General features: G+C 67.6%; 29 protein-coding genes and 1 tRNA gene. 6 read left to right on the forward strand and 24 right to left on the reverse strand.

Features of this window, described 5'->3' with window-relative positions; all coding sequences use genetic code 11:
• Window positions 1–127 precede the first annotated feature (127 nt).
• The 4 genes from ABF821_RS06145 to ABF821_RS06160 all read left to right on the forward strand — a co-directional run bounded on the left by ABF821_RS06145 (window position 128) and on the right by ABF821_RS06160 (window position 4,813).
• Window positions 128–979: an NUDIX domain-containing protein gene (locus ABF821_RS06145; protein WP_415529408.1), complete on the forward strand. Its 852-nt coding sequence runs from the start codon at window positions 128–130 to the stop codon at window positions 977–979.
• Entirely contained in the window at window positions 979–1,416 is a 438-nt protein-coding gene (locus ABF821_RS06150; RefSeq protein ID WP_415529409.1) for a DUF3574 domain-containing protein, read from the forward strand. Before ABF821_RS06145 ends, ABF821_RS06150 begins: the two co-directional genes overlap by 1 nt.
• 128 nt (window positions 1,417–1,544) lie before the next feature.
• Window positions 1,545–3,623 carry a S9 family peptidase gene (locus ABF821_RS06155; RefSeq protein ID WP_415529410.1) on the forward strand — a complete coding sequence of 693 codons (2,079 nt, stop codon included), beginning with the start codon at window positions 1,545–1,547 and terminating at the stop codon, window positions 3,621–3,623.
• Window positions 3,624–3,643: 20 nt separating this feature from the next.
• Window positions 3,644–4,813: an AI-2E family transporter gene (locus ABF821_RS06160; RefSeq protein WP_415529421.1), complete on the forward strand. Its 1,170-nt coding sequence runs from the start codon at window positions 3,644–3,646 to the stop codon at window positions 4,811–4,813.
• Window positions 4,814–4,899: 86 nt separating this feature from the next.
• On the opposite strand, the gene ABF821_RS06165 is transcribed toward ABF821_RS06160, so the two are convergent.
• The 7 genes from ABF821_RS06165 to ABF821_RS06195 all read right to left on the reverse strand — a co-directional run bounded on the left by ABF821_RS06165 (window position 4,900) and on the right by ABF821_RS06195 (window position 9,434).
• Window positions 4,900–4,973: transfer RNA gene (locus tag ABF821_RS06165), tRNA-Pro, on the reverse strand.
• Window positions 4,974–5,056: 83 nt separating this feature from the next.
• Window positions 5,057–5,845, reverse strand: coding sequence for a MerR family transcriptional regulator (locus ABF821_RS06170; RefSeq protein WP_415529411.1), 789 nt, complete (start codon window positions 5,843–5,845; stop codon window positions 5,057–5,059).
• On the reverse strand, window positions 5,842–6,159 hold the full coding sequence (locus ABF821_RS06175) for an integration host factor subunit alpha (protein ID WP_114729380.1): 318 nt from the start codon (window positions 6,157–6,159) through the stop codon (window positions 5,842–5,844). The genes ABF821_RS06170 and ABF821_RS06175 overlap by 4 nt, the downstream gene beginning before the upstream one ends.
• Before the next feature lie 133 nt (window positions 6,160–6,292).
• Window positions 6,293–7,261 (reverse strand): beta-ketoacyl-ACP synthase III, encoded by a 969-nt coding sequence (locus tag ABF821_RS06180; RefSeq protein WP_182974133.1) that lies wholly within the window; start codon window positions 7,259–7,261, stop codon window positions 6,293–6,295.
• A gap of 59 nt (window positions 7,262–7,320) precedes the next feature.
• The gene (gene plsX, locus ABF821_RS06185; RefSeq protein ID WP_182974134.1) at window positions 7,321–8,418 is read right to left on the reverse strand and encodes a phosphate acyltransferase PlsX; all 1,098 of its coding nucleotides are present in this window, start codon (window positions 8,416–8,418) and stop codon (window positions 7,321–7,323) included.
• Between the two features lie 121 nt (window positions 8,419–8,539).
• Window positions 8,540–8,743 (reverse strand): 50S ribosomal protein L32, encoded by a 204-nt coding sequence (gene rpmF / locus ABF821_RS06190; RefSeq protein ID WP_012554867.1) that lies wholly within the window; start codon window positions 8,741–8,743, stop codon window positions 8,540–8,542.
• A gap of 139 nt (window positions 8,744–8,882) precedes the next feature.
• Window positions 8,883–9,434: a YceD family protein gene (locus tag ABF821_RS06195; protein ID WP_183009916.1), complete on the reverse strand. Its 552-nt coding sequence runs from the start codon at window positions 9,432–9,434 to the stop codon at window positions 8,883–8,885.
• 149 nt (window positions 9,435–9,583) lie between these two features.
• On the opposite strand from ABF821_RS06195, the gene ABF821_RS06200 reads away from it, so the two are divergent.
• The gene (locus ABF821_RS06200; RefSeq protein WP_182974136.1) at window positions 9,584–10,147 is read left to right on the forward strand and encodes an outer membrane protein assembly factor BamE; all 564 of its coding nucleotides are present in this window, start codon (window positions 9,584–9,586) and stop codon (window positions 10,145–10,147) included.
• A gap of 69 nt (window positions 10,148–10,216) precedes the next feature.
• Here the strand turns inward: ABF821_RS06200 and ABF821_RS06205 are convergent, their stop codons facing one another.
• The 5 genes from ABF821_RS06205 to def form a co-directional block, all read right to left on the reverse strand.
• Entirely contained in the window at window positions 10,217–11,611 is a 1,395-nt protein-coding gene (locus ABF821_RS06205) for an ATP-binding protein (protein WP_415529412.1), read from the reverse strand.
• 24 nt (window positions 11,612–11,635) lie between these two features.
• Window positions 11,636–12,370: a response regulator gene (locus ABF821_RS06210; RefSeq protein WP_182974156.1), complete on the reverse strand. Its 735-nt coding sequence runs from the start codon at window positions 12,368–12,370 to the stop codon at window positions 11,636–11,638.
• Between the two features lie 85 nt (window positions 12,371–12,455).
• Window positions 12,456–12,923, reverse strand: a complete 468-nt coding sequence (locus ABF821_RS06215; RefSeq protein ID WP_182974157.1) for a MarR family winged helix-turn-helix transcriptional regulator — start codon at window positions 12,921–12,923, stop codon at window positions 12,456–12,458.
• Window positions 12,924–12,991: 68 nt separating this feature from the next.
• The gene (locus tag ABF821_RS06220) at window positions 12,992–13,654 is read right to left on the reverse strand and encodes a rpsU-divergently transcribed protein (RefSeq protein WP_415529413.1); all 663 of its coding nucleotides are present in this window, start codon (window positions 13,652–13,654) and stop codon (window positions 12,992–12,994) included.
• Entirely contained in the window at window positions 13,651–14,181 is a 531-nt protein-coding gene (gene def, locus ABF821_RS06225; protein ID WP_182974138.1) for a peptide deformylase, read from the reverse strand. The genes ABF821_RS06220 and def overlap by 4 nt, the downstream gene beginning before the upstream one ends.
• A 254-nt stretch (window positions 14,182–14,435) precedes the next feature.
• Between def and rpsU the strand changes: the two genes are divergently transcribed.
• Window positions 14,436–14,639, forward strand: a complete 204-nt coding sequence (gene rpsU, locus ABF821_RS06230) for a 30S ribosomal protein S21 (RefSeq protein ID WP_010506446.1) — start codon at window positions 14,436–14,438, stop codon at window positions 14,637–14,639.
• Window positions 14,640–14,741: 102 nt separating this feature from the next.
• Here the strand turns inward: rpsU and ABF821_RS06235 are convergent, their stop codons facing one another.
• The 12 genes from ABF821_RS06235 to phoU form a co-directional block, all read right to left on the reverse strand.
• Window positions 14,742–15,119: a hypothetical protein gene (locus tag ABF821_RS06235; protein ID WP_182974139.1), complete on the reverse strand. Its 378-nt coding sequence runs from the start codon at window positions 15,117–15,119 to the stop codon at window positions 14,742–14,744.
• A gap of 321 nt (window positions 15,120–15,440) precedes the next feature.
• Window positions 15,441–17,558 (reverse strand): prolyl oligopeptidase family serine peptidase, encoded by a 2,118-nt coding sequence (locus ABF821_RS06240; protein WP_415529414.1) that lies wholly within the window; start codon window positions 17,556–17,558, stop codon window positions 15,441–15,443.
• Window positions 17,559–17,633: 75 nt separating this feature from the next.
• On the reverse strand, window positions 17,634–18,746 hold the full coding sequence (leuB, locus tag ABF821_RS06245; protein ID WP_415529415.1) for a 3-isopropylmalate dehydrogenase: 1,113 nt from the start codon (window positions 18,744–18,746) through the stop codon (window positions 17,634–17,636).
• Between the two features lie 52 nt (window positions 18,747–18,798).
• The gene (gene leuD, locus ABF821_RS06250; RefSeq protein ID WP_415529416.1) at window positions 18,799–19,422 is read right to left on the reverse strand and encodes a 3-isopropylmalate dehydratase small subunit; all 624 of its coding nucleotides are present in this window, start codon (window positions 19,420–19,422) and stop codon (window positions 18,799–18,801) included.
• Between the two features lie 3 nt (window positions 19,423–19,425).
• On the reverse strand, window positions 19,426–20,829 hold the full coding sequence (gene leuC / locus ABF821_RS06255) for a 3-isopropylmalate dehydratase large subunit (protein ID WP_415529417.1): 1,404 nt from the start codon (window positions 20,827–20,829) through the stop codon (window positions 19,426–19,428).
• Window positions 20,830–20,978: 149 nt separating this feature from the next.
• Entirely contained in the window at window positions 20,979–21,359 is a 381-nt protein-coding gene (gene rplS, locus ABF821_RS06260) for a 50S ribosomal protein L19 (protein ID WP_114729415.1), read from the reverse strand.
• A gap of 29 nt (window positions 21,360–21,388) precedes the next feature.
• Entirely contained in the window at window positions 21,389–22,135 is a 747-nt protein-coding gene (trmD, locus tag ABF821_RS06265; protein ID WP_415529418.1) for a tRNA (guanosine(37)-N1)-methyltransferase TrmD, read from the reverse strand.
• The gene (gene rimM, locus ABF821_RS06270; RefSeq protein ID WP_415529419.1) at window positions 22,132–22,695 is read right to left on the reverse strand and encodes a ribosome maturation factor RimM; all 564 of its coding nucleotides are present in this window, start codon (window positions 22,693–22,695) and stop codon (window positions 22,132–22,134) included. The genes trmD and rimM overlap by 4 nt, the downstream gene beginning before the upstream one ends.
• A 37-nt stretch (window positions 22,696–22,732) precedes the next feature.
• Window positions 22,733–23,083, reverse strand: coding sequence for a 30S ribosomal protein S16 (gene rpsP, locus ABF821_RS06275; RefSeq protein ID WP_114729421.1), 351 nt, complete (start codon window positions 23,081–23,083; stop codon window positions 22,733–22,735).
• Between the two features lie 68 nt (window positions 23,084–23,151).
• Complete coding sequence (gene ffh / locus ABF821_RS06280; protein ID WP_114729443.1) at window positions 23,152–24,537, reverse strand: signal recognition particle protein; 1,386 nt, start codon at window positions 24,535–24,537, stop codon at window positions 23,152–23,154.
• 164 nt (window positions 24,538–24,701) lie between these two features.
• Window positions 24,702–25,244 (reverse strand): Spy/CpxP family protein refolding chaperone, encoded by a 543-nt coding sequence (locus ABF821_RS06285; protein ID WP_415529420.1) that lies wholly within the window; start codon window positions 25,242–25,244, stop codon window positions 24,702–24,704.
• Window positions 25,245–25,372: 128 nt separating this feature from the next.
• On the reverse strand, window positions 25,373–26,071 hold the full coding sequence (phoU, locus tag ABF821_RS06290; protein WP_182974146.1) for a phosphate signaling complex protein PhoU: 699 nt from the start codon (window positions 26,069–26,071) through the stop codon (window positions 25,373–25,375).
• Window positions 26,072–26,084: the final 13 nt, after the last annotated feature.

A 26,084-nucleotide genomic window follows, 5' to 3' on the forward strand; every position in this document is an offset into this window, starting at 1 on the left:
GCCTCTGGATGTGGCATGCGAGGGCTCATTTGCAAACCGCCAACCCCTGTCCGGCGGCAGGCGCGGCAGGATTGTCACACCTTGCCCCACCCGGTATGCCAAGCCCACGCACAAGGAGCAGACGCGCATGTCAGCGGACGCCGCCCCCTTCATCCGGCATCTCGATTCCTGCAACACCGCACGCCTGCCCGGCGACCGCACCGCCTTCCGCCTTGGAACGTCCCCGGCCGGCTGGCTCGCGCCCGCCCTGGTGCCCGAACTGGAACGGCGCGGCCTGCGCCGGCAGGACTCAGCACTGGTGCTGGACGACCCGACCCGGCTGGAAGCACTCGGCGAAACCCTGGCCGCCGACGGGCTCTACCGCTCCCACCACGAACTGTTCGATGTCGCCCCCACGGCCGACGCGCCGCCCGTCGCGCGCATCGACCGCGGGGCGCTGCCACTGTTCGGGCTGATTGCCCACGGCGTGCATATGAACGGGCTGGTCCGCCGCCCGGACGGCCTGCATCTGTGGATCGGCCGCCGCGCCATGAACAAGCGCCTGGACCCCGGCAAGCTCGACCACCTCGTCGCCGGCGGCATCCCCGCCGGCCACACGCCCCGGCAGGCGCTGGAGAAGGAAGCGGCCGAGGAAGCCGGCATCCCCCCTGCCCTGATCGCCCAGGCCACACCCTCCGGCCGCATCCGCTACGCCATGGAGCGGCCCGAGGGCCTGCGCCGCGACGTGCTGCATTGCTACGACCTCGATCTGCCGCCCGATTTCGTCCCCGTCCCCACTGATGGCGAGGTCGAGTCCTTCTCGCTGATGCCCCTGCAAGAAGCCTGGCGGATCGTGCGGGCGGGCGACGATTTCAAATTCAACGTCAATCTGGTGCTGATCGACCTGTTCCTCCGCCATGGCCTCATCGACCCGGACAGTCCCGACGGCCGGCGCCTGCGCACGGGCCTGTGCGGGCTGGACAATCCGGCCTTCGCCTGATGCACAGGGCAGCGCACGTTCTGGCAGCGGCATGCCTGCTGGCCGCCTGTACCCCGGCCCCGCCTGATCGCGCGACGCCCGCAAGCCTGGCCTGCGAACGATTCGGCGCCCATCGCGGCATCGAGGTCTCGCTGCTGTTCGGCCTGACCCGCCCGGACGGCCGGCCGATCACCGACGCGGAGTGGCAGGCTTTCCTGCGCCGCGCGGTCACCCCGCGCTTCCCCGACGGGCTCAGCGTGTTTCAGGCCGGCGGCCAGTGGCGCGACCGCGCCAGTCAGCAGGTCACCACCGAACCTTCGCGCATCGTCTGGATCGCCACCCAGCCCGACGCCCCGGACCTGACCACCCGGCTGGACGCCATCCGCGCGGAATACCGCCGCGACTTCCAGCAGCAATCCGTCGGGCTGGTCATTCGCACAGGCTGCCAGGCCTTCTGAAAACCGCCCACCAGGCGCGGTCATGTGCGGTCACACCCCGTGTCGCTCCCCCTCTGTCCCTTCCACAGGCGGTCTTGTATGCTCGCGGCTGGTCCCGGCTTCCGGTCGGACAGCGATGGAGAGAGACGATGACCACCGCCCCGGTCGCCCGCAAGGAGCCCCAGACGATCACCCAGCTCGGCCGCACGCGCGTCGACGAATATGGCTGGATGAAGGACGAGAACTGGCAGGCCGTCCTGCGCGACCCATCGGTGCTGCGCGCGGACATCGCCATCCATCTGCGGGCCGAAAACGCCTATACCGCCGCCACCCTGGCGCCGACCGAAGCCTTGCAGGCCACCATCGTCGCCGAGATGCGCGGCCGCATCCGCGAAGACGAAACCTACCCCGTCCTGCCGCACGGTCCCTGGCGCTATTACATGCGCTACAATAGCGGCGCCCAGCACCCCATTTACGCCCGCCATCCGGCCGGCCGACCGGATGACGAGACCATCCTGCTGGATGTCGAGCACGCGGCACAGGGCCACGACTATTTCGCCGTCGCCACCGCGACCCACAGCCCCGACCACCGCCTGTTCGCCCATGCGGAAGACAGCCAGGGCTCGGAAGTCTATCGCGTCATCATCCGCGACATCGCCAGCGGCGCGCCGGTCGGGCCGGCGGTCGAGAATTGCAGCGGCAATTTCACCTTCTCGCCCGACGCGCACTATCTGTTCTGGACCTGGCGCGACGCGCATGGCCGCCCGACGCAGATCTATCGCCGCCGCATCGGCACCGCCGACGATGTGCTGGTCTATCAGGAAGCCGATCCCGGCTTCTTCATCGGGGTCGAGGCCAGCCGCTCCGGAGGCTGGATCGTCATTTCCGCCGCCAATCAGGACACATCGGAATCCTGGCTGATCCCCGGCAGCCGCCCCGAGGCCGCACCCGTCTGCGTCGAGCCACGCCGCAGCGGCGTCCTCTACACGCTCAGCCACTGGGGCGACCGGTTCGCGATTCTCACCAACGCCGACGATGCGGTCGATTTCAAGCTGATGGAAACGCCCGACACGGCCCTGTCACGGGAAAACTGGCGCGACCTGGTACCCCATGAGCCCGGCCGCTACATCACCGAGTGCGTAGCCTTCGCCGGGCATCTGGTCTGGCGCGAACGCCGCGACGCCAACACGGCCCTGGTGATCCGCCCCGCCGACGGGGCAGAGCATGTGCTGTCCTCCGACGAGGAAGCCTACGTGCTGTCCTTCTCGGGCTCCTACGAATACGACACGACCGAACTGCGCTACGTCTACCAGTCCCCGACCACGCCCCGGCAATGGTACGCCTACGACATGCGGACGCGGACCCGCCATCTGCTCAAAAGCCAGGAGGTCCCGTCGGGTCACGACCCCGCGCATTATCGCTGCTGGCGCCTCACCGCCACCGCCCCTGACGGCACCGAGGTGCCGGTCACCGTGCTGGGACGGCACGACACGCCGCGCGACGGCTCCGCCCCATTGCTGCTCTACGGCTACGGGTCCTACGGCCATACGATCGAGCCCACCTTCTCCACCGGCGTTTTCAGTCTGGTCGATCGGGGCTGGTTCTACGCTATCGCCCATGTGCGCGGCGGATCGGAAAAAGGCTGGAACTGGTTCCTCGGCGGGCGCGGACGCAACAAGCCCAACAGCTTTACCGATTTCATCGCCTGCGCCGAACATCTGGCCGCCACCGGCTTCACCCGTGCCGGCAGAATCGTCAGCGACGGTCGCTCGGCCGGCGGCATGGTCATGGGGGCGATCGCCAACATGCGCCCCGACCTGTTCGCGGGCATCGTGGCGGTGGTGCCCTTCGTGGACGAACTCAACACCATGTCCGACACCAGCCTGCCCCTGACGCCGCCCGAATGGCCGGAATGGGGCAACCCGCTGGAAGACCCGGACGCCTACGACCTGATCGCCAGCTACGCCGCCTACGAACAGGTCGGTCCGCGCCCCTATCCCGCCATCCTCGCCATCGGCGGCCTGTCGGACCCGCGCGTGACCTATTGGGAACCGGCGAAATGGGTCGCCCGCCTGCGCGACCACACGTTGTCGGACCGGCCGATCATGCTGCGCATCAACATGGAAGCCGGCCATGGCGGCGCCTCGGGCCGTTTCGACGCCCTGAAGGAAGCCGCACTGATTCAGGCGTTCGCCATCTGGGCGGCGGATGGCACGAACCTGCTGTGACGCCCGAGCAAAGGATCATGATGACGGACAACGGCAGCCCCGCGATCGTCCCCCTTATGGACCGGTCGCCGTTCCGCCAGATGCGCGAACGCCACAAGGTGCAGCGCATCGCGCGCGGCCTGCTGGCCACCTCCTTCGTCCTGCTGGGGCTCTATACGGTGCGGGGGTTCCTGCCGTCGCTGATCTGGGGCGTCATCTTCGCCATCGCGGCCTGGCCGCCCTATATCGCGGTGCGCAACCGCTGGAAGATCCGGCCCGGCAGCGTCATCCTGCCGCTGCTGTTCACCACGGCGATCGCCCTGATCTTCCTGATCCCGATGGGCCTCTTCGCGCTGGAAGCGGGGCGGGAGGCCCAGGGCGTGCTGAGCTGGGCCGACATCGCGCGCCACACGGGCGTGCCGGTGCCGGGCTGGCTCCGCCGCCTGCCCGCCGGCGCCTCGGCCATCACCAACTGGTGGCAGCAGCATCTACAGGACCCCGACGACGTGTCGGAACTGCTGCATTCCTTCAATATCGGCCGCAGCATGCGCATGACGCAGCAGGTCGGGACACAGGTCTTCCATCGCGGCCTGCTGTTCATCTTCACCATCCTCACCCTGTTCTTCCTGCTGAAGGACGGCGACACCATCACCCGGCAATGCCTGGTGGTGTCCCGCCGGGCCTTCGGCAAGCGGGGCGAGACCATCGCCGAACAGATCGTGGCCTCGATCCACGGCACGGTCGCCGGTCTGGTGCTGGTGGGGCTGGGCGAAGGCGCGCTGATGGGCGTCGCCTACCTGATCGCGGGCGCGCAGCACCCGTTCCTGTTCGGCGTCTTCACCGCCGTGGCGGCCATGATCCCGTTCTGCGCCGTCGTGGCGGTCACGCTGGTGGCGCTGGCGCTGCTGGTGAAGGGTACCGTCATCGCCGCCGTGGTGATCTTCTGCCTGGGCATGGCCGTGATCTTCATCGCCGACCATTTCGTGCGGCCCGCACTGATCGGCGGCTCGACCCAGATGCCCTTCCTGTGGGTGCTGGTCAGCATTCTCGGCGGGGTGGAAAGCTGGAGCCTTCTGGGCCTGTTCATCGGGCCGGCCATCATGTCCGTCCTGCACCTGATCTGGCGCAACTGGACCCGCGACCGCCTCCAGGACCCCACGCGCAGCGAGCGCGAGGACATGGACGACCTGCCGGACAGAAGCCTCGGCTGAACCGGCCAACGTCAAACCACCGGAGCCGATTCAATCCGGCCGGTGGTGTTCTCTCTTTTCAAGGGAAATGGTCGCAGACGGGAATATCGGGCAGGCGGGATTCGAACCCACGACCCCCAGTCCCCCAGACTGATGCGCTACCAGGCTGCGCTACTGCCCGACCGTCTGCGACGACACGCCGTGTAGCAGCGTGCGCCATCCTCCGCAACCCATGAGTGCCACCAATCTGGCAGCAAATCCGGTTCAGACCGGAATCAGCCGTCTGAGGGCCTGCAATTCGACCAGAATCCCGCGCAGGCTATCCTTCAGGATCAGGTTCTCACGATGGATTCGCGCGATTTCCGAGGCCGCTGCGGCTGTTTCCTCATGCGGAATCGCAGCAGGCGGCGCAGGCGATTCGGCCTCCACCTCTACCGCCACCACCGTCACGGACTCGATCACGCTTTCCACCACGATTCCACCGTCGCCCGGCCTATCCACCACAGGCTCATCGACCACTGGGGCATCCACCACTGGCGCGTCCATCACAGACTCGGGCATCTCAGGTGCAGATATCTCGGGCACGGATATCCCGGCCGCGACATCACCACCCAGCGTCTCGACCGGAACAGGCGAATCGGGCGCGATCAGCTCGGCTTCCCGCACCACCTCGACCGGGCTCTCGCCGGAAGGTGCCACGGCATCGCCGCCTTCACGCAGCATCCGCTGCACGCCCTTGATGGTATAACCCTGCACATACAGCAGGTCCGAAATCCGCCGCAGCAATTCGATATCGTCGGGGCGATAGTAGCGCCGGCCGCCGCCCCGCTTCAGCGGGCGGACCTGGCTGAACCGGGTCTCCCAGAAGCGCAGCACATGCTGCGGCACATGCAGTTCGTCCGCGACCTCGCTGATGGTGCGGAACGCATGGGGCGCCTTCTTCAGGCGGCCGGCAGCCGCCGCGTCATCAAGCACATGCGGGTCGGCGGCCTCGCCCGGCTCCGGCATGCCGGAATCCGGCCAGTCTTCCTGCCCCGCGTTGAGCGCGTTCATTCACCGTCATCCTCGATGCCCTCGACCTGCCGGCCATTGACCCGCGCCCGCAGAAGCTGGCTGGGCCGGAAGACCAGGACCGATCGCGGCAGGATCGGCACCTCGACGCCCGTCTTGGGGTTGCGCCCGGTGCGGCGCCCCTTCTGACGGACGGAGAACGTCCCGAATCCACTGATTTTAACGGTATTCCCGCCCTCAAGCTCCTTCGCCACGCGCTCGAGAACGTGTTCGAGAAGGTCGGCCGACTCGTTTCGGGAGAGTCCGACCTGACTGTAAATATGCTCTGCCAGACTGGCGCGGGTCACGGTGCTCATGGTGCAAAGCTATGGCATGCGACGAGGACACGTCAATTCAATGCGTTAACCCGCACTCTTTTTTCACGTTCGGTGTCTGGCAAGTCACCGCAAGCCCGCGAAAAACCGTCTCCGGCCGATCGGGCGCCCGCGCTCATATGCGCGCCAGCGCCGAACCCCAGGTCAGCCCGCCACCCAGCGCTTCCATCAGCACCAGGTCTCCCTTGCGGATACGGCCGTCACGCACGGCCTCGTTCATCGCCAGCGGGATCGACGCGGCCGAGGTATTGGCATGCTTGTCCACGGTCACCACCACGCGCTCGGGCGGCAGTTCCAGCTTGCGGGCCACCGCCTCGATAATCCGCAGATTGGCCTGATGCGGCACCAGCCAGGACACATCGGCATAGGTCAGCCCGTTGGCCTGCAGCACCTCGTCCACCGAAGACGAAAGCTTGGCCACAGCATGGCGAAACACGTCGCGCCCCTGCATGCGCAGGAAGCCGGACTGCTCGCGCAGCCCCACGGCTCCATCGACATACAGCAGGTCGCCCGTCGTGCCGTCCGAATGCAGGTGTGTGGAGAGAATGCCGGCGGGCTGCGCGGCATCGCCGGCCGTCAGCAGCACGGCCCCGGCGCCATCGCCGAACAGCACGCAGGTGCCGCGATCCGACCAGTCGAGAATGCGCGAATAGACTTCGCTGCCGATCACGAGCACCGAATCCGTCTGGCCGCTGCGAATCAGCGAGTCGGCCACGGTCAGGGCATAGACGAAGCCCGAACAGGCGGCGGCGATATCGAAGCCGAAGCCGCCCCGCATCCCAAGCTCGGCCTGCACGCGAACGGCGGTGGCCGGAAAGGCCTGGTCCGGCGTGCTGGTGGCGACGATGACCGCGCCCACATCGGCCGCCGCCACGCCGGCATAGTCCAGCGCCCGCGCCGCCGCCGCCGCCGCCATGCTCACGGCGGTGTCGCCAGGCCCGGCGATGTGCCGCTGGCCGATCCCGGTACGGGCTCGGATCCATTCGTCCGAAGTTTCGAGGCGAGCCGCCAGCTCGTCATTGGTCACGATCCGATCCGGCAGGTACCCGCCAAACCCGACCATCAGCGAACGTCTCGCCATCATTCCCATCATTCCAAGCCCGGCTTCGCCCCCGTGGAGACGCACCGCCCCTGCGGAGCGGGTCAGCTTACGGCTGCGACCGCCGGCTGTTCCTTTTCCACGCCCGGACGCATGACGGACAGCGTCTCCAGTCGGGAGATCTGTTCCCTTATGCTTTCATTGAACCGGTGCGATACCATATCCATGGCAACATCCACCGCCGATGCAAAGCCTTCCGCATCGGTCCCGCCATGCGATTTGACCACAACACCATTGAGGCCGACGAATACGGCGCCGTTATAGCGTCGCGGGTCCAGCCACTCGCGCATGCGCTCCAGGCCGGGCCGCACCAGCAGGTAGCCCAGCTTGGCCAGCAGGCCCGACCGGAAGACCTGCCGCAGCAGCACGAACGCCATCTTCAGCGCGCCCTCGCCGGTCTTCAGCGCGACATTGCCGGTAAATCCGTCCGTCACCACCACATCGGTCGTGCCGGCGGTAATATCATGCCCTTCGACAAATCCACGGAACTGCGCGCTCAGGGCGCTGTTGCGCAGAATCTCGGCCGCCTGACGCAGCTTCTCGTCACCCTTCACTTCCTCCGACCCGACATTCAGCAGGCCGATGGTCGGCGCGGGCAAACCCAGCACCGCCTTGGCGAAGGCTTCGCCCATCACCGCGAATTCAACGAGGTTGCGCGCGTCGCAGGCGACATTCGCACCCAGGTCCAGCATCACGACATCGCCCTTCAGCGTCGGGCTGATCGCCGCCATGGCGGGACGGGAGACACCGGGAAGGGTCTTGATGACAATCTTGGCCAGCGCCAGCATCGCGCCGCTGTTGCCGGCCGACACCACGCCCAGGGCCTCGCCCTGCGCCACGGCATCCATCGCCAGCCGCATCGACGAATCGCGCACGCGCAGCGCGGCCGTCGGCTTCATGTCCATGGAAATGGCGCTACCCGCCGGGCGCACCGTGCAGATCGCGGCCGCCTTGGGGTGGCGGGCCAGCGTCTCGGTCAGGCGGCGCTCGTCGCCGATCAGCAGAACCCGTGTGCCGGGGTGCCTGTCGGCAGCAATCGCCAGGCCGGCCACCACAACTTCCGGACCGCCGTCCCCCCCCATGCCGTCAACCGCCAGCGTGAAGGGCTCAGCCCCGGAAAAAGAGGAACCTGTCTCGCTCATGCCTGCCTTCTGCCGGGTGAACACCAAATTCGCAAGGTCGTCACGGAATCGTGTCGCAAGAAAGCATGGCCCGCCACCTGACGGGCCATGTCATCGCGTCCGCGCAGCCATGCGCCGCCGGTCAGGCCCGGACGGCGGTCTTCAGCGTCTTGCCGGCCGCAACGACCTCACGGCCGTCATAATGGCCGCAATGGCTGCAGACATGGTGCGGGCGCTTCAGCTCGCCGCAATTCGCGCATTCGGCATGTGCCTGCACGCTCAGCGCCTCGTGGCTGCGGCGCATGCCGCGACGGGACGGTGAGGTTTTTCTTTTGGGTACAGCCATGGGCCCGGGCCCCTCCGATCTGAGATCTTAACCGGGTCCGGCTGGAGCCCGATCAGTTATCAATAATGAGGGGGCGCCTCTAGCAGGAAGAAAGCCCATTCGCAAGGCATCTTCTCACCACCCCGCCCCCGGCATCCCTCTATGTATCATCCTTCCGCAGGGCCGCCAGCCCCGCAAACGGTGAAGGACGGCCTTCTTCCGCGTCCTCCGCTCCTTCCGGATTCGTCGGCGGCACATCCACATGCCCGATCTCGTCGGGCAGCATGGCCCCCGGCCGACGCGGATAGGGATCGAGCGCCAGCGACAGTTCCTCGGCCGTCAGTTCGCCCAGATCGATCGTATCGTTCTCATACGGGATCTCGTCCACCGCCTCGGGGTCCAGTTCCTCATCCTCGCGAAACCGCTCCGCCGGCACCAGCCGCGCGACGATCTCCGTGGTCAGCACGCTCACGAACGGCTCGGCCGTCAGCACGCATTCCTGCTCCACCTCGGCCGTCATCCAGCCTTCGGCCAGAACCTCGTCCCGCCGGCCCAGCGTCAGGCGATAACGGCAGGAGAGCGCATGGATCGCCGGCAGGCCGAAACGGCGCGCCAGCGCGGCACGCTCGGCCGCGTCGGCCTCGATCTCCATCTCCCGGCCCGCCGCCCCGATTCGTCCAACCGCGAGCCTGCGGGAAAATTCCGTCTTCATCCTGTCCTGCTCCCGCCCGGCGGCGACCCGGCAAATCCGCCCGCCTCATGCTGATAATGTTCCCTGTATGGCGATGAAGAATTGACTTCGCCACCCCAATCGGGCACCGGACGGAAGAGTTTTCCCCGGATCAGGACGCCCCACAGGCCATGCGGTCATCTTCGGACACGACCATCCGCCCCATCGGGCGTCTTCTTCCTTGCGCGATCGTGGGATTCAGCCTGCTGCTGTCCGGCTGCTCGCTCTTCTCGCCCCGCCCCGGACAGCGCGGCTCGCTGATCGAGGCGGACGACTACAAGCAGCTCAAGCCCGGCGTCAGCACCCGCGCCGAAGCGATGGACCTGCTGGGTTCGCCCACCACCCACGCCACGTTCGACGACAACACATGGATCTACATCTCCATGCGCACGGTGCCGGCGCCCATGGATTTCCCGAGCATCCGCTCGCAGAACGTTGTGGTGCTGAATTTCGACGACAAGGGCGTGCTGCAGAACCTGCGCACCCTCGACAAGAGCGACGCGCGGCCCACCAGCATGGCCCCCGGTGCCACGCCAACTCCGGGCACCAAGATCAACATCCTGCAACAGATCCTGGGCAATGTCGGCCGCTACAACCCGCTGAGCAACATGAACAGCACATTCGGCGGCAGCAGCGGCCCGATGAGTTCCAACAGCGGTCCGGGCCATGCCGGCTCGGGTAACACCCTCCCGTAAAAGGGGCTGCCTGCAAAGCGACCCTGCCCGCGCGTCAGGGTCGCTTCCCCACATGCGCGCCTTCTCCCTCTAAGCCGGCAAGACGATCCGGACCTGCAAGCCACCCAGCCGGCTCTGCCGGAGCGCGATGTCGCCGCCATGCGCGCGCACGATGTCACGCGCGATGGTCAGGCCCAGCCCGGTCCCGCCATCCAGCCCGCTCTCGAACGGCCGGAAGACCGCCTCCATCCGGTCGCGCGGAATGCCCGGCCCGTCGTCATCGACGCAGATCACCACCCCCCGCTCGTCCTGGCTGGCGCTCAGGGCCACGCGCGCGCCATGCCGCCGCGCGTTCTGCAACAGATTGTCCATCACGCGGCGAATCGCGCCCGGCCGCAGAACGGCCTCGACCGGCCGAGGCACCGAGATGGACAGCACGGTTCCACCCGCCCGCCGAAAGGCGGATGCCACCTCGTCCAGCATCTGGCCCATATCGACCAGGACCGGCGTCTCCGCCCCCTCCCCTCTGGCGAAGGAGAGGTAGCTTTCGATCATGCCCTCCATTTCCGCCACGTCGCCAACCATGTCGGTCACCTCGGCATGAAACTGCGCGGCGTCGATGGTGCCCTGGGGCGGGATCATCGCCAGCGACAGGCGCAGGCGGGTCAGCGGCGTCCGCAGATCGTGCGAAACGCCCGCCAGCATCGCCGTGCGCTGCGCCACGAACCGGAAAATACGCTCCTGCATGCGGTTGAACGCCACGGCCGCCTTGCGCACCTCCTGCGCGCCCTCGGGGTGGATGGGTCCGGTATCGCGCCCCAGCCCGAACAGTTCGGCCGCCCGCGCCAGACGGCGGATCGCGCGGATCTGGTTGCGCATGAACAGGCTGGCGATCAGGAACAGCAGGAACGTACTACCCACCACCCAGGCCACGAACAGCCAGATAGGCGCCACCGCCAGCCGCTTGCGCGGCGCCCCCACATCGAGCACCCCGTCGGACATCTGGATCCGGATATGCACGGTCTGCGGATCGCCGACCCAGTCGACGAAGAACGGACGGCCGATCGAAGCGTTCAGCGCATCGGCCAGATCTTCGTCCATCGGCCCGAGCACATGGGTCGAGCCCGTGCGCGACAGGCGCTGTCCGGGGTCCCAGTCCATGTCCAGTTGAGTGCGCACCCTGGCCTGATTCATGATCCAGACCCGGTCGCCAGGCGCGTGATACCGCTTCAGCAGGTCCAGCGTCAGGACGATATCCGCCGCCACCGCACCCGACATGCGGCGCGACACGACCTTGAGATAATTGCCGTAGAACAGCTCCAGCGAGATCCCCTGCGTGACCAGCAGCGGGATCAGCACGATCAGCAGCATCCGCCCCAGCAGCGAGCGCGGCAGGACCCGGCGCACGGGCCGATCCATCCGGCGATAGAACCCCGCCATGGCGCGAAGCCGCGTCGGCGCACCCGGTCCGTCACCCTCCGCCATGGCTGGTCCCCTTCCCGCCCGCCGTCACATGCCCGGCTTCAGCACATATCCCTTGCCCCGCACGGTCTGGAGAAAACGCGGCTCGCGCGGGTCCGGCTCGATCCGGCGACGCAGGCGCGTCACTTGCACGTCCACCGCGCGTTCGCCGATTTCCTCCATGTCCAGCAGGCGGGCGATCTCGTCACGGGCCAGGATCTCGTTGGGGCGGCGCGCCAGCGCATTCAGCAGCGCGACTTCCCCGCCGGTCAGGTGTACGCTGCCGTCAGGCCCCGACAGCAGGCCGCGCGCCGGGTCGAACTCCAGCCCACCCAGCCGCACCACCCGCAGATTGTCCGAGGGCGCGGGCGGGGCGAATCGCCGCAGATGTGCCTTCAGCCGCAGCAGCAGTTCGCGCGGCTCGAACGGCTTGCCGAGATAATCGTCCGCGCCCGCCTCCAGCCCGTCGATCCGGTCCTCGGGCTCGCCGCGCGCGGTCAGCAGCAGGATCGGCAGGTCCTGCCCCTCCTGCCGCAGGGCGCGGGTCAGCGCCAGCCCGGTCTCGCCCGGCATGGTCACGTCCAGCACCATCGCGTCGGGCTGCATGAAGCCCAGCACCTGCCGCGCCTCGGCGGCCGAAGACGCCGCGCTGATGCGAAAGCCATGTTCGGTCAGGTAGCGTTGCAGCAGGCGCCGCAGGCGCGGGTCGTCATCCACCACCAGAATATGCGCGCCCACCACCGATCCGTCGCGCACGCCGTTGTCTCGCCCGTCTAGTCCCATCATCGTCCGTCCCGGCTCAGAGGCTGTTTGAAAAGCCCCGCGGGCGGCGGCCTGCGCTCACCATCGGCGTTTTCCAAACGGCCTCTCATGCGCCGCCACGATGCGCCCGTTCCGCCGCCGTGGCCACGTCCTCAAGCACACCGCGCGTCCGGTCGTCCATCAGCCCCAGCACGACGCGCCGGAATCCGTCGATCGCGGCGGCGCCCACATCGCGGTACACCCCCATCAGCTTCTCGCGCTGAAGGTCGAAAAGCTGCCGCTCCACCGCCGCCCCGCTCTCGGTCAGCGACAGCAGGCGCAGCCGTCGGTCCTGCCGCCCCACCTCCTGCACCACATAGCCCCGTGCCTGAAGGTCGGTCAGCGCGCGGCCAAGGCTCTGCTTGGTAATGCCCAGCAGGTCGATCAGCGCACCGACGGCGATACCGGGATGATGGCCCACAAGCTGCAATATCCGGTGGTGGGCACGCCCCAGCCCCAGCGATTCCAGCACCGGATCGACCACCCCGCCGAAATCCCGCCAGGCCAGCATCATCAGTTCCTGCGCCTGCCGCATCTCCTCCTCGCGGAGAAACAGCAGCCCGGCGCCAGCCCCCTGCCACCGGCCCGGCGCTTTCTGTTCGCTCACGCGGCCTGCGCCCGTCCGGGCCGCAGGCGCGCCAGCAGCGCCTGCTTCGCCCGCCCCAGACGCACCACGCCGGCCAGTCGCCGGTCCAGGAAAGCCGCCACCGCCGCGCTGTCCTCTCCCCGCGCCAGCCAGAACAGCAGCACCTGCGCATAGATCGTGCCGAGGCTCATCCGCTTGGTCTGCCGGGTGATCCCGGTCGCATGGTCCCCGGCCGCCTCCCAGATCGCATCCACCGTCCGCGCCATGACCCGTGCCAGCAGCCCCGCATGGCCGGGCGCGAGCAGAACCGCCAGCGCCCGCCGCACCGCGTCCCGATCCGGCGTCACCGCCCCCAGCCGCAACAGGATGACCGCCCTTACCCGCCGTCCCAGACGTGGCTCGTCTAACCCCCGCGCGGCATCGATCATGATCCGGTCGGACAGGTCGAACCACGCCTCGACCAGTTCGGCGGAGCCGCCGGGAAACAGCAGGTCTGCATCCGGGCCGGCGACCTCGCGCAGCACATCCACCCCCCAGCCACGCTCGCCGGCCACGGCCCCCAGCCGGCACACCGCCTCGTCCCGCGCCAGACTGCGTTCCGGCCGCGCCGCCACGCCACAGGCGAGAGCGCACCCGGCCAGCCGGCCCGCGAGCCCCGCGACCGCCCCAATCCCGTTCATGTCCGCACCCCGTAGCGCCCGATTTCCTCGTCGAATCCCATCTGGCCCAGATCCTTCATCCGCATCGGATAAAGAATGCCGTCCAGGTGATCGTATTCATGTTGCAACACATTAGCCAGAAAACCCGTCGCCACGCCTTCCACCGGCGCACCGTCCCGATCAAGGCCCGAATAGGCAACGCGCACATGGCGCGGCACCATGCCCCGCAGGCCGGGAATCGACAGGCACCCCTCGGGCCGCAACACCATCTCGTCACCGACCGGCCGCAGCACGGGGTTGATCAGCACGCTGGCTCCGCGCGGCGGATCATCCTCCCCCGCGCTGCGCTCCGCCGGCACGCGATAGACGAACAGCCGCAGCGAAACATGCACCTGCGGCGCGGCCAGCCCGGCCCCGCGCGCATCCTCCATCGTCTCGATCATGTCGTCGATCAGCCGACCGATCTCCGGCGCGGCGGGGTCCGGTACGTCGTCGGCGCGACGCAACAGCACGGGATGGCCCATCCGGGCGATCTTGAGCAAGGTCACGATAATCTGTCCTTCGTCCTGCCGGCGTGGCCGCCCGAAATCATCCACCCCCGCGCCAGGCGCACGGCGGGCCTGTAAAATAGTCCGCCGAAAGCCGGCAGGAAACGGGCGGAATGATTTGTATTTGGCGCGGAGCCCATGTTATAGCTCCGCGCCATTCGGGAATCGCATGCAGGGCCGGGCCTTGGGCGGTAACCCATCCATGGTTTTCGTGGTTCACCCCAAGGCAGCCACAAACAGGAGTAAGCGACCCAGTGCAGGTTCTCGTTCGCGACAACAATGTCGACCAGGCTCTCAAGGCACTCAAGAAGAAGATGCAGCGTGAAGGCATCTTCCGTGAGATGAAGCTGCGTCGCCACTACGAAAAGCCCTCCGAGCGCAAGGCGCGCGAGGCTGCCGAGGCCGTGCGCCGCGCCCGCAAGATGGAGCGCAAGCGTCTGGAGCGCGAAGGGTTCTGATCCGCCACCTGGCGTCGATCCCATGAAAAAGCCGGCCTCCTTCGGGGGCCGGCTTTTTTCATGCCCGTTTTCCGGTTTCCCGCCCGGCCCCAGATTTATCCGTCACCCAGGGTCGCGTTCCGGGACCGGCGGCCCGATCAATCGCAGCAGCGCCTCCGGAATCGGCTCGTCCAGCACCGAGGCCGCCATGCGGCTCAACACATCTTTCAGCCACGCCTCAAGCACGACCTCCTCACCCGGTCGTCCGTGCGCGGCCGGCGCCCGCTTGCGGTCACGCCCCCCACTGGTCTTTTCCCATTGCAGAAGCTCGACCTGATTGCGCACCCGCAGCCAGAATTCCACATCCTCGATCAGATTCTCTTCCAGGCATCGCGTGATATGGCGCCGCACCGCGCCAAGCGTATCCTCACGATAGGTCCGCACCATGGCCGAAGCCATCGCAAGTACCGTCATGACCGCTTCGCCTGGATCGTCCTGCATCAAGAACCCATCCCGATCGCATTCGCTTGCAACGACAGCGTAACGGAAACGGGCATGCTTCCCCGGCCGCTCCTGGCGTCGGGCGGGTAGCAACGTGTTTGCATGAGGCATAGGCACGCCCTGCCTATTTCCATTACGATGAACAGGTTACCCCATTCACCGCTGGACATAGATCCGGGTGTTATATTCGGCAGGCCACCCGACAGAGGGGCCGCCTCAATGCAAAAAGCGTTGCTACACGCCACCGGCAGGATATCACACGGGATTTTACGATGCCACCCCGAAGGCGACGATCATCCCCGCGTGCCGGAAATCGGATTCTCAGCGGCCCGGATTCATCAGTCGGCTCAGATACACCGCCTCCAGCGCGCGCTCGCGTGCCACTTCCTCGGCATTCACCGTCCCGGAATGCCCACCCTCGGTATCCTCGTAATACAGGAACGGCACCCCCAGCGTCTGCAACCGCGCGGCGAACAGGCGCGCATGCACCGGCCCCACCCGGTCATCGAGCGTCGAGGTGAAGATAAACGGCTCGGGATAGCGCACACCGGGGCGCAGCGCCCGCAACGGCGAGATCCTCTCCAGGAACGCCCGCTGCGCCGGCACGCTCATGCTGCCATATTCCCCGACCCACGAGGCCCCGGCGGCCATGGTCTCGAAATGCTCCATGTCCAGCAGCGGCACGCCGACGATCACCGCTCCCCACAGATCGGGGTGCTGGGTCAGTTCCACCCCCATCAGCAGGCCGCCGTTCGAACGCCCGCGAATCCCCAGATGCGCGGGCACGGTCACCTTCCGGGCGATCAGGTCGCGCGCCACGGCGGCGAAATCGTCGAAGACATGCTGCCGCCCGGTCGTCCGTCCGGCCTCATGCCAGGCCGGCCCGAACTCGCCGCCACCCCGGATATTGGCCACCACATAAACCCCGCCCCGGTCCAGCCACAGCCGCCCCACCACCGGGTCATAGTCAGGCAGCGAGGAAACCTGGAACCCGCCATAGGCGGTAAGCAGCGTCGGATTCCTGCCATCGCGGCGCATATCCGCCCGATGCACGATAAAATAGGGAATGCGCGTCCCGTCGGTCGAAATCGCCCATTCCTGCCCGACTACCAGCCCGGCGGTATCGAACTGGGGCGGCAGTTCCATGATCTTCCGCGCGCTGCCATCGGTGCTGTCGGCCAGCCAGAGCTGCTGGGGCGTCAGGAAGCCCGAAACCGAAAGAAACGCCCGCCCCGAGCGGTGGTCGGCATCCATGACATGGACCGACATCATGTCGGGCAGCGCCAGCCGTACCCCATGCCAGCCGCCGGCCGCATCGGGCCGATAGACCCAACCCTGCCCACGCACCGAGTCGAGCACCGTCATCACCACGCCGGTCCCGGTCACCGCGACCTCGTCGACCGCCTGCCGCGCACCGGGCGCAAACAGCACCTGCACCGGCTTGCGCCCATCCGGATCGACGGCGATGACGCTGCCGGCCGCAACCGCCACGCCGCCCGACACCCAATCCTGATTGGCCGAGAGGATCAGCCGCCCCGCCAGCAGGCCATGCAGATCCATGCGCGCGGGCAGATCGAGCGCCCGCGCCCCCTGCCCGGTGACCAGACTGTACCGATCCTCGAAGAACGTGACCGAACGACGGATCAGCACCAGCCGATGCCCGTCCCCGTCAGACAGCGCCACCGGCGACACCGCCACATCGTCGCGCTGGCCGCGCATCACCTCCACGGCCTGGTCCAGCGCCTGCCCCCGGCGCAGGCGGCGCACCACGAACGGATAGCCCGAACGGGTCATCGCCCCGCCGGCAACACCGGTCGCCCCCTCGCCCCAGTCACGCGCCACCAGCAGCGTGTCGCGATCCTGCCAGGCCACATCCTGCTTGGAACGGGGCAGCAGGAAACCGCCGGGTACGAACCCGCCAGACACGCCCCCGCCAGACAGGGGCGCGAATTCCCGCAGGGTCGTCGCGTCCTCACCCCCTTCCGAAAGCTGGATCAGGCAGGGCGAATCGTCTGGCGCCAGACAGTCGGCCCCCTGAAACACCCAGTCCCGATGCTCCCGCCGGGCCAGATCGTCCACATCCAGCCGCGTGGTCCACGCCGGCTGCCCGGCCAGGAAGCTCTCCGGCGTGGCGTCGCGCCAGATCCCGCGCGGATGCGCCGCATCCTGCCACAGATTGAAGATCGCCCCGCCCAGGAAGGCGGGCACAGGGATACGATGGGCGTCCTGACGGATTCGCAGCACCGAATCATGAAACCCGCGATAGCGCGGATCGGCCTCCAGCGCCGCGAAGGTGCGCTGGTTCTGCTGGTCCACCCACGACAGGGCGGCCGCACCGCGCACCTCCGATAAAGCGTGGGAGGACGGGACGGATGAGGCGACGGCCGGCACGGCAGCCAGCATCGCGACTCCAGCAATAACGATTCGAAACGAACTCATGGCCGAAGCATTCCAGATGCCCAGGCCCATGGAAAGCCCGATCGCCTCCCGATCCGGGAGTCGATCGGGAATGGATCAGCCGTTCAGCTTGTCCAGTTCTCGTACCACGGCCTCGCCCATCACGGACGTGCCGACCTGGGCCATGCCAGGGCTCATGATATCGGCGGTGCGCAGCCCGCTGGCCAGCACGTTGGCCACCGCCTGCTCGATCAGCGCGGCATCCGCCTCCATCGCGCAGGAATAGCGCAGCAGCATCGCGAACGAGAGGATCTGCGCCAGCGGATTGGCGATCCCCTTGCCGGCGATATCGGGCGCGCTGCCATGGATCGGCTCATACAGCGCCGGGCGCTTTCCCTTGGCGTCCATCGCACCCAGCGTGGCCGAAGGCAGCATGCCCAGGCTTCCTGTCAGCATCGACGCCAGGTCGGAGAGCAGGTCGCCGAACAGGTTGCCGGTCACGATCACGTCGAACTGGCGCGGATTGCGCACAAGCTGCATGGCGCAATTGTCGGCCAGCATGTGGGTCAGTTCCACATCCGCATACTCGCGGGCATGCAGCGCGGTCACGACCTCCTTCCACAGCAGGCCGCTTTCCATCACGTTGCATTTCTCGACCGAGCAGACGCGGTTGCCGCGCTGGCGCGCGAGGTCGAACGCCACCCGCGCCACACGCTCGATCTCGGACGTGGTATAGATTTCGGTATTGATGCCGCGCTTCGTGCCGTCCGGCAGCGTCTCGATGCCGCGCGGCGTGCCGAAATAGATGCCCCCCACCGATTCGCGCACGATCATGATATCCAGCCCGGCGACCACTTCGGGCTTCAGCGTGCTGGCCTCGACCAGGGCATCGAACACCTTGGCGGGGCGCAGGTTGGCGAACAGCCCCAGTTCCTGCCGCAGCTTCAGGATCGCGACCTCCGGCCGCAGGTCGAAACCGACCGACGCCCATTTCGGGTCGCCGACCGAGCCGAACAGCACCGCATCCGCCGCGCGGGCGGCCACGATCACCTCGTCACGGATCGGCACGCCATGCACCGCCAGCGACGCACCGCCGACCAGATCCTCGGAAATGTCGAAGACGATCCCGCGCGCCCGGCCCATCCACGCCACGACGCGCGCGACCTCGTTCATCACCTCGGGGCCGATCCCGTCGCCGGGCAGGACAAGGAGCTTCTTGGTAACGGTCATTTCTCGGTTCCTGTGGTGACAAAGAGGCGGAGCGTGCGCGCGGTCGGCCCGTTCAGTCTATGACGATCCGCGTCTGCCAGGGCTGCGCCTGGCCGCGTGCGGCCTCGAACGTGCTGATCGCGCCTTCGTGCTGCAAGGTCTGGCCGATATCGTCCAGCCCCTCCAGCAGCAGATGCTTGCGCAGCGGATCGATCTCGAACGCGATCTCCTGGCCATCGGGGCGCACCACCACCTGGCGCGCCAGATCGACCGTCAGCCGGCCATTCGCACCCAGCCGCGCATCGTCCATCAGCGCATCGCAAATGTCGCGCGGCAGACGGATCGGCAGAATCCCGTTCTTGAAGCAGTTATTGAAGAAGATATCGGCGAAGGACGGCGCGATCACGCAGCGAATGCCGAAATCCAGCAAAGCCCACGGCGCATGCTCGCGCGATGAACCGCACCCCAGATTGTCATGGGTAATCAGGATACCGGCCTTGCGGTAAGGCTCCCGATTCAGCACGAAATCCGGCTTCTCCGACCCATCCGCGTTGTAGCGCATGCCGTCGAACGCATGCACGCCCAGGCCGGAGCGCTTGGTGGTCTTGAGAAACCGCGCCGGGATGATCTTGTCGGTGTCGATATTCGCTTCGGGCAGCGGTGCCGCGATCGCGGTCAGGACGGTGAATTTATCCATGGCTCAGATCAGCTCCCGCACGTCCGTCAGATGTCCCGTCACCGCCGCCGCCGCCGCCATCGCGGGCGAGAGCAGATGGGTGCGCCCGCCCGGCCCCTGCCGCCCCTCGAAATTGCGGTTAGAGGTCGAGGCGCAGCGCTGCCCCGGCGTCAGCCGGTCGGGGTTCATGCCCAGGCACATCGAGCACCCGGCCTCGCGCCATTCGAAACCGGCATCGAGAAAGACCCGGTCCAGCCCCTCGCGCTCCGCCTGCGCCTTCACGATGCCCGACCCGGGCACCACCATGGCCCGCACGCCCGGCGCCACATGCCGCCCCGCGACAATCGAGGCCGCCGAGCGCAGATCCTCGATCCGGCTATTGGTGCAGGAACCGATAAAGACGACATCGACCGGCACGCCGGCAATCTTCTGCCCGGCTTCCAGCCCCATATAGTCCAGCATGCGCTGCAACTGCGCCCGCTTCGCCTCGTCGCTTTCCGCCGCCGGGTCAGGCACGGTGCCGGAGACCGGGATCACCGTCTCGGGGCTGGTGCCCCAGGTCAGGACCGGCGGAATATCCTCGGCCCGCAATTCCACGATCTTGTCGTAATGGGCACCCTCGTCGGCCGCCAGCGTCTTCCAATAGGCCACCGCCTGCTCGAACGCCTCGCCCTGCGGGGCGAAGGGCCGGCCGCGCACGTAGTCGAACGTCGTCTCGTCCGGCGCCACCAGCCCGGCGCGCGCGCCGGCCTCGATCGACATGTTGCAGATCGTCATCCGCCCGGCCATGTCCAGCCCGCGAATGGTCGAACCCGCGAACTCGATCACATAGCCGGTGCCGCCGGCGGTGCCGATGGTGCCGATAATCGCCAGCATCACGTCCTTGGCGGTCACGCCCGCGCCCAGCGTCCCCTCGACCACTACCTTCATGTTCAGGGCCGGCTTCTGCAACAGCGTCTGCGTCGCCATCACATGCTCGACTTCGGACGTGCCGATGCCGAACGCCAGCGCGCCCATGGCACCGTGGGTCGAGGTGTGGCTGTCGCCGCAGACGATGGTCATGCCGGGCAGCGAAATCCCCTGCTCCGGCCCCACCACATGCACGATGCCCTGGCGCTCGGACAGAAGCGGAAAATACGGCACGCCGAATTCGCGCACATTGCGCTCCAGCGTCTCGATCTGGTTGCGGCTTTCCGGCTCCTCGATCGGCAGGGTCCGGTCCGAGGTCGGCACGTTATGGTCCACCACGGCGATGGTGGCATCGGGCCGGCGCAGGCGGCGGCCGCTCATGCGCAGCCCCTCGAACGCCTGCGGGCTCGTCACCTCATGCACGAGGTGCCGGTCGATATAGAGAATGGCCGTGCCGTCCTCGAGCCGTTCCACGACATGACTGTCCCAGATCTTGTCGAACAGCGTGCGTGCGGCCATCGGTCTTCCCCTTCGGAACGGCATGGCGGGGTACGCCCCCGCCGCCCGCGAAACCACGCGGACGGCGAAGGAACGAAACCCGTAGAATCAGAACGATGCGCCGACCCACCGGCCGAGGCCATGGGCGGCGCATCGGTATCAGATGGTGATCAGGCCGTAGCCGTCACCGTCTCGCGGGCGCGCTCGGCGATACGCGCCGACTTGCCGCGACGGCCGCGCAGGTAATACAGCTTCGCACGACGCACGGCACCGCGACGCACGACCTTGATCTCGGCGATCGTGGGCGCATAGAGCGGGAACACACGCTCCACGCCTTCGCCGTTCGAAATCTTGCGCACGGTGAAGTTGCTGTTCAGGCCCTTGTTCGAACGGGCGATCACCACGCCTTCATAGGCCTGGACGCGCTTGCGCTCGCCTTCGACGACGCGGACCGACACGCGGACCGTGTCGCCGGGGCCGAATTCAGGGACCGCGCGCTCGGCGGAGAGGCGGGCAATCTCACCGGCCTCGTACTGCTGGATAATGTTCATGGTCGGGTTCCTCGTTTCAAACAGTCTAATCAGTGCAGCCGGTCGGGATCAGCCGCGGGGCTGACCGGATCGGACGTGTCTTGGCCGGTGCGGCGGCGATACGCGGCCCAGAGATCGGGCCGGCGGACCTGGGTCGCCGTCTCGGATTCAGTCTGCCGCCAGCGTGCGATGGCGGCGTGATGACCGGACAGCAGGATGTCGGGCACATCGCGCCCTTCCCAGCTCGCCGGCTTGGTGTAATGCGGATATTCCAGCAGCCCGTCGGAGAAACTCTCCTCCGCACCGCTGGCATCCGAGCCCATGACGCCGGGGATCAGCCGCACGCAGGAATCCAGCAGCACCAGGGCCGCCATCTCCCCGCCGGAGAGCACATAGTCGCCGATCGAGACCTGCTCGACGGCGCATGCCTCCAGCACCCGCTCGTCCACCCCCTCGTAGCGCCCGCACAGCACCACCACGCCGGGGCCGCCGCTCAGGCGACGAACGTCCTCCTGACGCAGGTGCCGCCCGCGCGGCGTCGGATAGATCACCGGCCGCCCACCGGCCGTCACGTCGCGGATCGCGGCAGCCACCACATCCGGGCGCATGACCATGCCGGCCCCGCCCCCGAAGGGCGTGTCGTCCACCGTACGGTGCCGCCCCAGGCCATAGTCCCGCAGGTCGCGCAGATCGAGCGACCACAGCCCGTCCTCCAGCGCCCGTCCGGCCAGCGACTGGCCGAGCGGACCGGGAAACATGCCGGGAAACAGCGTCAGGACGGTCGCCTGCCAGGTCATGACGCCTCTCCGACGACGGGGGAAACCTCCCCCACCTCCGGCGACAGATCGCCCTGAACCTCGACCTCGTCCGGCAGAACCACTTCGATCCGGCCGGCGGCGATGTCGATCACCGGGAAACAGGCCTGGGTAAAGGGCAGGATCAGGGACGCACGCCCCTCCCCGCCGATCTCCAGGCTGACCCCGGCACCGTAATCATGGACGACCAGCACCGTCCCCAGGGCGTTGCCACCCTGTTCGTGGACGGCCAGGCCGATCAGGTCGGCGAAGTAGAACTCATCCTGATCCGGCTCCGGCAGGCTGGCCCGCGCGATATACAGGCGGCGGTTGACCAGCGCCTGCGCGGCCTCCCGCGAGGCCACGGCCTGCCCCGCCGCGTCGCGCAGTTCGGCAATGCCGTCCCCACGCCAGCGCAGGGTCCAGACCTGCCCCCGGTCGTCGGTCAGCGTTCCATAGGCGGTCAGGTCTTCCGGCACAGTGGCGTAGCTGTGCACGCGCACCAGCCCCCGCACGCCATGCGGCCGCCCCACCACACCCATCAGGATACGATCGCGATCCACCGGTTCAGCCCGCCCGTGTCTCTATCCGTCCGTTGGCTCAGGCCGTGGCGGCGGCAGCGGCGGCGGCAGCGGCGGCACGCTCCTGCGCACGCTTCTTCGGCGCGGACTGCTTCGGCTGCTCGGTGTAGACCGGCTTCGCGATCAGGCCGGCATTGCCCAGGAAGCGCGCGACACGGTCGGTCGGCAGCGCACCCTGCGACAGCCAGTACGTGATGCGCTCGCTGGTCAGACGGATGCGGTCGGCATGGTCGGACGGCAGCATCGGGTTGTAGGCGCCCACCTTCTCGACGAAACGGCCATCGCGCGGCGAACGGCTGTCGGCCACCACGATGTGGTAGTAGGGGCGCTTCTTCGCGCCGGCGCGGGCGAGGCGGATCTTCAGGCTCATTGAGGCAATTCTCCGAAATGAAAACGTGCGGAATGCGGTAGAGGGACGAAACGGTCTGCGCGATCGCGTCAGCCGAACGGACGGCCGCCGGGCGGTTTCGGCCCCTTGGGCATGAGAGCGGACATCCCCTGGCGCATGAGACCTTTCATGCCCAGCTTGTTGATCCGCTTCATCATCGTGGACATGTCATCGAACTGCTTCAGCAGCCGGTTGACGTCCTGAACAGTGCTGCCCGACCCGGCGGCGATGCGCTTCTTGCGCGACGCCTTGATGATGGCGGGCGTCTTGCGCTCCGCCCGGGTCATGGACGAAATGATGGCCTGGTGCCGCTTCAGGACCGAGGTATCCAGGTCCTTGTCGCCCAGCGCCTGCTTGACCTTGCCCATGCCGGGCAGCATGTCGAGAATCCCCGACAGCGAGCCCATCTTCGCGATCTGGCGGATCTGCGCGGCATAGTCGTCCAGGTCGAACTTGCCCTGCATCATCTTGAGGGCGAGTTTCTCGCTCTCTTCATGGTCCAGGGTGTCGGCGGCCTTCTCCACCAGGCCGGCGATGTCGCCCAGCCCCAGGATACGGCCGGCGACGCGCTCGGGATGGAACTCCTCCAGCGCGTCCAGCTTCTCGCCCGACCCGGTCAGCTTGATCGGCGCGCCGGTCACGGCGCGCATCGACAGCGCGGCGCCGCCACGGGCATCGCCGTCCATCCGGGTCATGACCACGCCGGTCACGCCCACGGCCTCGTTGAAGGCACGGGCGGTGTTCACGGCATCCTGGCCGGTCATCGCATCGACGACCAGCAGGGTTTCGGCCGGCGACGTCTCGGCGCGGATCTCCCGCACCTCGTTCATCAGCGCCTCGTCGATCGACAGGCGGCCGGCGGTATCGAGAATAACGACGTCGAAGCCTTCGCGCCGTCCGGTATCCATCGCCCGCCGCGCGATCTCGACCGGCGTCTGGCCGGGCACGATCGGCAGCGAGGGCACGCCGGCGCGCTCGGCAAGCTGCTGCAACTGCAACTGGGCGGCGGGGCGCTGGGTATCCAGGCTCGCCAGCAGCACTTTCTTGCGCTCGCGGGTCGCCAGCCGCAGGGCGATCTTGCCCGAAGTCGTGGTCTTGCCCGAACCCTGAAGACCGACCATCAGGATCGGCACCGGCGGCACCGCGTTCAGGTTCAGCGGAACCGCGCCCGCACCGCCCAGCGCGTCGATCAGCGCGTCATTGACGATCTTGGCGACGGCCTGACCGGGCGAGATGCTGTCCAGCACCTCATGCCCCACCGCGCGCTCACGCACCTTGTTGACGAAATCCTTGACGACCGACAGGGCCACGTCTGCGTCCAGCATCGCCAGGCGCACTTCGCGCATCGCCTCGGCGACATCGGCCTCGGACAGCGCACCGCGCTTGGCGAGGCCGTCGAACACACCGGAAAGCTTACCTGACAGCGCCTCGAACAAAGGACGTTCACCCCAAAAGATATCGCGCCACTGCGCGAACACTCGCGAAGCGGCGGTCCTGATTTCGGGGGAGGCTTACCCCTCTCCCCTCCCCATGTCAACGATTCCGCTCCGGGGCCACCGCCAGCCGGCCGCCCCGGAGGAATCGTCGTGACGCGGGCGCCTTATTCCGCGTCGCCGTCCCCAGGCGCATCCTCGCCCGGCGGCGGCGGGGGCGGCGCCATCAGTGCGTCCAACTGGTCGCGTAGCGCACGGATCTTGTCCTCGCGCGCCTTCGCATCGGCAAGCTGCGCCGGGGTCAGGATGTCATGGATCTTGACCGCCACATCCAGCCGGCGGTCGATATTGGCCCGGTGCAGGGTTTCGATCTGCTGGGTCAGCGATGCCAGCTTCGCCCGATCGACCGGCCCCGGCGCCAGCAGCAGGTCGCGGATCTGCTGATGCAGCGCGCCTTCCTGCTTCCAGTCGTCGCGCTTGCCCTGGCGCGCGGCCTGCATGATCGCGTGGATCTGCTTGTGCTGCGCCGGGGTCAGATTCAGCCCGGCCAGCACCTCCATGCCACCGCGCATGCCCCAGCCGCCATGCATGCGAGGACCAGCCGGGGGCGGGGGCGGCGGCATGTCATGCGCCTGGGCCACATGCACCTGGGCCGCGGCCGCCGACAGGCCCGCCATGACCGTCACCGCCAGGATCGTCTTCTTGAACATCTGTTGCGCCTTTATTTCCGTAACCGGCACGGGGCCTCCCCCGGTCCAACCAGGAAATCTAGCCATGCAAAGCCGGTTCGAAATCAGGCCTTCGTGCTACGAAATGTAAGCACGCCACGGCTGGTGCGCTAGCGGACGGAAGCCCCGCCGCGCGGCCGTTCCGTCGGCAGCATCTCCCCCGTGGCGGCGTAATAGACCCGCTCGGCGATGTTGGTGGCATGATCGCCGATCCGCTCCAGGTTCTTGGCGATGAACAGCAGATGCGTGCAGGACCGGATGGTACGCGGGTCTTCCATCATGTACGTCACCAGTTCGCGGAACATGGCAGTATAAAGCTCGTCCACCGCCGCGTCCGACTGCCAGACCTCGACCGCGCGCGCACTGTCGCGCTGGTCCAGCGCATCAATCGCCCGGCGCAGATTCTCCTGCACCAGCCGGCCCATGCTGCGCAGGGCGCCCGCCGGCACATCGGTCGGCACGGCCTCGACCTTGAGCGCGCGCTTGGCGACGCTGGCGGCGCAGTCGCCGATGCGCTCCAGGTCGCCCGAAATCTTCATCGCCGCCACGATCTCGCGCAGGTCGCCCGCCATCGGCGCCCGCAGCGCCAGCAGGCGGATCGCCAGCGTCTCGATATCGCGCTCAAGCTGGTCCACCTGCGGGTCGAGCGCCTGCGCCGCGCGCCCGGCCTCGGTATCGCCTTCGACGACGGCGGCAACCGCCTGCTCGGTCTGCTGGGTAACCAGCCGCCCCATGGAGACCATCATCCCGCGCAACTGCGCAAGCTGCTGCTCGTAGCTGCGGACGGTGTGCGCCTGTTCCTTCACCATGCTGTCTTTCCCC

The sequence above is a fragment of the Gluconacetobacter sp. genome, assembly GCF_047721585.1.
Taxonomy (GTDB): Bacteria; Pseudomonadota; Alphaproteobacteria; order Acetobacterales; family Acetobacteraceae; genus Gluconacetobacter; species Gluconacetobacter dulcium.

What these genes read in the sequence shown, in the direction of transcription:
- ABF821_RS06145 (WP_415529408.1), top strand. Translation starts at nt 128, where the DNA reads ATGTCAGCGGACGCCGCCCCCTTCATCCGGCATCTCGATTCCTGCAAC.
- ABF821_RS06150 (WP_415529409.1), top strand. Translation starts at nt 979, where the DNA reads ATGCACAGGGCAGCGCACGTTCTGGCAGCGGCATGCCTGCTGGCCGCC.
- ABF821_RS06155 (WP_415529410.1), top strand. Translation starts at nt 1,545, where the DNA reads ATGACCACCGCCCCGGTCGCCCGCAAGGAGCCCCAGACGATCACCCAG.
- ABF821_RS06160 (WP_415529421.1), top strand. Translation starts at nt 3,644, where the DNA reads ATGACGGACAACGGCAGCCCCGCGATCGTCCCCCTTATGGACCGGTCG.
- ABF821_RS06170 (WP_415529411.1), bottom strand. Translation starts at nt 5,845, where the DNA reads ATGAACGCGCTCAACGCGGGGCAGGAAGACTGGCCGGATTCCGGCATG.
- ABF821_RS06175 (WP_114729380.1), bottom strand. Translation starts at nt 6,159, where the DNA reads ATGAGCACCGTGACCCGCGCCAGTCTGGCAGAGCATATTTACAGTCAG.
- ABF821_RS06180 (WP_182974133.1), bottom strand. Translation starts at nt 7,261, where the DNA reads ATGATGGCGAGACGTTCGCTGATGGTCGGGTTTGGCGGGTACCTGCCG.
- plsX (WP_182974134.1), bottom strand. Translation starts at nt 8,418, where the DNA reads ATGAGCGAGACAGGTTCCTCTTTTTCCGGGGCTGAGCCCTTCACGCTG.
- rpmF (WP_012554867.1), bottom strand. Translation starts at nt 8,743, where the DNA reads ATGGCTGTACCCAAAAGAAAAACCTCACCGTCCCGTCGCGGCATGCGC.
- ABF821_RS06195 (WP_183009916.1), bottom strand. Translation starts at nt 9,434, where the DNA reads ATGAAGACGGAATTTTCCCGCAGGCTCGCGGTTGGACGAATCGGGGCG.
- ABF821_RS06200 (WP_182974136.1), top strand. Translation starts at nt 9,584, where the DNA reads ATGCGGTCATCTTCGGACACGACCATCCGCCCCATCGGGCGTCTTCTT.
- ABF821_RS06205 (WP_415529412.1), bottom strand. Translation starts at nt 11,611, where the DNA reads ATGGCGGAGGGTGACGGACCGGGTGCGCCGACGCGGCTTCGCGCCATG.
- ABF821_RS06210 (WP_182974156.1), bottom strand. Translation starts at nt 12,370, where the DNA reads ATGGGACTAGACGGGCGAGACAACGGCGTGCGCGACGGATCGGTGGTG.
- ABF821_RS06215 (WP_182974157.1), bottom strand. Translation starts at nt 12,923, where the DNA reads ATGCGGCAGGCGCAGGAACTGATGATGCTGGCCTGGCGGGATTTCGGC.
- ABF821_RS06220 (WP_415529413.1), bottom strand. Translation starts at nt 13,654, where the DNA reads ATGAACGGGATTGGGGCGGTCGCGGGGCTCGCGGGCCGGCTGGCCGGG.
- ABF821_RS06235 (WP_182974139.1), bottom strand. Translation starts at nt 15,119, where the DNA reads ATGCAGGACGATCCAGGCGAAGCGGTCATGACGGTACTTGCGATGGCT.
- ABF821_RS06240 (WP_415529414.1), bottom strand. Translation starts at nt 17,558, where the DNA reads ATGAGTTCGTTTCGAATCGTTATTGCTGGAGTCGCGATGCTGGCTGCC.
- leuB (WP_415529415.1), bottom strand. Translation starts at nt 18,746, where the DNA reads ATGACCGTTACCAAGAAGCTCCTTGTCCTGCCCGGCGACGGGATCGGC.
- leuD (WP_415529416.1), bottom strand. Translation starts at nt 19,422, where the DNA reads ATGGATAAATTCACCGTCCTGACCGCGATCGCGGCACCGCTGCCCGAA.
- leuC (WP_415529417.1), bottom strand. Translation starts at nt 20,829, where the DNA reads ATGGCCGCACGCACGCTGTTCGACAAGATCTGGGACAGTCATGTCGTG.
- rplS (WP_114729415.1), bottom strand. Translation starts at nt 21,359, where the DNA reads ATGAACATTATCCAGCAGTACGAGGCCGGTGAGATTGCCCGCCTCTCC.
- trmD (WP_415529418.1), bottom strand. Translation starts at nt 22,135, where the DNA reads ATGACCTGGCAGGCGACCGTCCTGACGCTGTTTCCCGGCATGTTTCCC.
- rpsP (WP_114729421.1), bottom strand. Translation starts at nt 23,083, where the DNA reads ATGAGCCTGAAGATCCGCCTCGCCCGCGCCGGCGCGAAGAAGCGCCCC.
- ABF821_RS06285 (WP_415529420.1), bottom strand. Translation starts at nt 25,244, where the DNA reads ATGTTCAAGAAGACGATCCTGGCGGTGACGGTCATGGCGGGCCTGTCG.
- phoU (WP_182974146.1), bottom strand. Translation starts at nt 26,071, where the DNA reads ATGGTGAAGGAACAGGCGCACACCGTCCGCAGCTACGAGCAGCAGCTT.